The 2,523-nt window shown below is 53.2% G+C and carries 3 protein-coding genes; all 3 read left to right on the forward strand.

Annotated elements, in window-relative coordinates; all coding sequences use genetic code 11:
* Positions 1-103 precede the first annotated feature (103 nt).
* The 3 genes from G533_RS23045 (at position 104) to G533_RS24330 (ending at position 2,303) form a co-directional block, all read left to right on the forward strand.
* Positions 104-526 carry an integrase core domain-containing protein gene (locus G533_RS23045; RefSeq protein WP_144079964.1) on the forward strand — a complete coding sequence of 141 codons (423 nt, stop codon included), beginning with the start codon at positions 104-106 and terminating at the stop codon, positions 524-526.
* Positions 527-2,046, forward strand: a protein-coding gene (locus tag G533_RS23050; protein WP_240472470.1) for an IS3 family transposase whose coding sequence is annotated in 2 segments (ribosomal slippage) — positions 527-2,018 and positions 2,018-2,046 — 1,521 coding nt in all. Because the reading frame shifts where the segments join, the coding sequence is not laid out codon by codon here.
* Positions 2,047-2,105: 59 nt separating this feature from the next.
* On the forward strand, positions 2,106-2,303 hold the full coding sequence (locus G533_RS24330; RefSeq protein WP_420835550.1) for a transposase: 198 nt from the start codon (positions 2,106-2,108) through the stop codon (positions 2,301-2,303).
* The last annotated feature ends 220 nt before the right edge of the window (positions 2,304-2,523 follow it).

Below are 2,523 nucleotides of genomic sequence, written 5' to 3' on the forward strand. Positions count from 1 at the left end.
CCTCGCTATATTGTCCCACGCTGGTCTCACTGACCGCCCCCTCCTTGAGATTTAGAGTGAAAAATGGACACGACATCTATCCTGACAGAGGGGGACCCTGGTGATGGATTGTTACACCCGCGAGCTGATTGGGTGGCGACTCAGCCCCACCGGGAACGCCAAAGCCGCTGAGGCGGCCTTGGAAGAGGCATTGATCAATCGTTACGGCATACTAGGCCGAGCCAGCGACGACCTGACTATCCGCTCGGACAATGGTTTGGTCTTCACCAGCCGCCGCTACACACGCACGGTGTTCCGCTACGGTATCAAACAGGAGTTTATCCGGCCTCACACCCCGCAGCAGAACGGGATGGTCGAGCGGTTAATCCGATCGGTGAAGGAGCAGTGCCTATGGCTCCATAACTTCGCCTCGCTCGACGAGGCCAGAGCAGCGCTGGGGGCGTGGTTCCGTTATTACAACGAGCGCCGCCCCCATCAAGCCCTGGGCATGAAAACGCCCAGGGAGGTGTATCAATTAGCAGCGTAGGTGTGCAGTTTTAGCTGGGTCATTACAGGAAAGCGTTGCAAGGCAACGATCCAACAGTTGGGTTACCCGACTAAGAATACCTTGAAGGCGTGGCATGACGAATTCGAAAGACGTGGTGATCTGCAAGCCGGGTACGCTCGCTCAAATCCGAAGTACTCGGACGAGCAAAGGAACGTGGCGGTAGAGCATTGGGCAAATCATGGGCGCTGTTTCTCCTTCACCCTGAAGGCATTGGGCTACCCTTGTCGACAAAAGCTTACCGCATGGGTACGCGAGCAATATCCGGAAGCTAGGAAATACGTCACCTGCAAGGCGGGCAGACCAAGACTACCTGCCTCATTGTCCTCTAAACGTGCCGCAGTCTACGAGTTGTGTACACGCACAGGTAGTGCACAAGAGGTTGCATGCAAGCTGGATGTTGATCGAGCTACTCTGTACAACTGGAAGAACCAGTTACTTGGCCGAGAGGCTCCAGCATCAATGAAACGCAATAAACCCTCACTAGCAACGGCGGATAGTCAGGAGCTGGAGCGGCAAGTCGAAACGCTCCAGCGCGACATCCGTAATCTGCAGCTTGAACACGACCTTCTCAAGAAGGCCAATGACCTTCTAAAAAAAGATCTGGGCGTCGACCTGCAGCTCCTAAGCAACCGGGAGAAGACGATGCTGGCTGATGCCCTGAAAGAAGAATATGGTTTAACGAAGCTTCTTAAAAGGCTCGGCTTGGCACGCAGCTCTTACTTTTATCATCGTTCGCCGATGCGGGTTGCCGATAAGTATGCGGAACTCCGTTGCATGATAACCGAGATATTCGAAAGCAATCACGGGACCTATGGTTATCGTCGAATTCAGGCATCGTTGGCTAGGCAACAGGTGTTCATCTCAGAGAAGGTCGTGCAGCGCCTCATGAAACAAGAAAGCCTTCACGCGTTAAGGCCCAAGCGGCGCAGATATCGTTCCTATATCGGAGAAATTAGTCCCGCTCCAGAGAACATCATCAATCGCGATTTTCATGCCGTTGCACCCAATGAGAAGTGGCTCACGGACATTTCGGAATTCCAGATACCAGCCGGGAAGGTTTACCTGTCGCCTATGATCGATTGTTTCGATGGCATGGTAGTAAGTTGGTCGATTGGCACCAGCCCCGATGCAAAGCTTGTAAATACCATGCTAGATGCGGCCATTGAGACTGTGGCCGAAGGTGCTGAGAAGCCTATCGTCCATTCTGATCGGGGCGGCCACTACCGATGGCCTGGCTGGCTGTCCCGTGTTGCAAAAGCGAATCTGATCCGATCCATGTCGCGTAAAGCATGCTCGCCGGACAATGCGGCCTGTGAAGGGTTCTTCGGGAGGCTAAAGACCGAGATGTTCCATCCGAGGGACTGGTATTCGACAACCATCGCGCAGTTCCTCGAAGAGCTTGATGCTTACATTCGCTGGTACAACGAAAAACGGATAAAGATCTCCCTTGGTTATCTCAGTCCCATCGAGACCGTGAAAGCTTGGGGTTAGTGACTTAATTCAGTCCAAGATATTGTCCGCATCCCCCCTGGGTCAGTTTTAAACGGCAACCAACAGGCTGGCAAAGACCCTCACATCCTGGCTGGAGCCGATCGTGACAATGTGGCGTTTTCGCAAGAGCAATGGGCCCACCGAGGGCTTCCATAACAAGATGGAAATTATGTCGAGGCGAGCGTATGCATTCAGGAGCTTTGAGAACTACAGGCGAAGGGTGCTGACCCATTGTGGATGGGATGGCATTATCAACAGGGTTTAGTGAATTTCGGCGCATCCCCGTTAACTGGGTAGAGCCGAGTTTCGCTATTGGGGCTGGTTCTTGCCTGCGCTGCCGGTATCAGTGACCTGTTTCTTCAGATTCGCCAGGAGAACGGCCAAATATAAGGTTCATCGCGCTTTACCGGGAAATGCTGCTTTTATCTTCAGAAAGAAGTAGTCGTTATCCCGGTAGCCGTAGGCCACCCGCTTGATCACCTTGA

The organism is Haliea salexigens DSM 19537, from assembly GCF_000423125.1.
GTDB classification, from domain to species: domain Bacteria; phylum Pseudomonadota; class Gammaproteobacteria; order Pseudomonadales; family Halieaceae; genus Haliea; species Haliea salexigens.

Coding starts and splice junctions, on each gene's coding strand:
- G533_RS23045 (WP_144079964.1), top strand. CDS start 104: ATGGATTGTTACACCCGCGAGCTGATTGGGTGGCGACTCAGCCCCACC.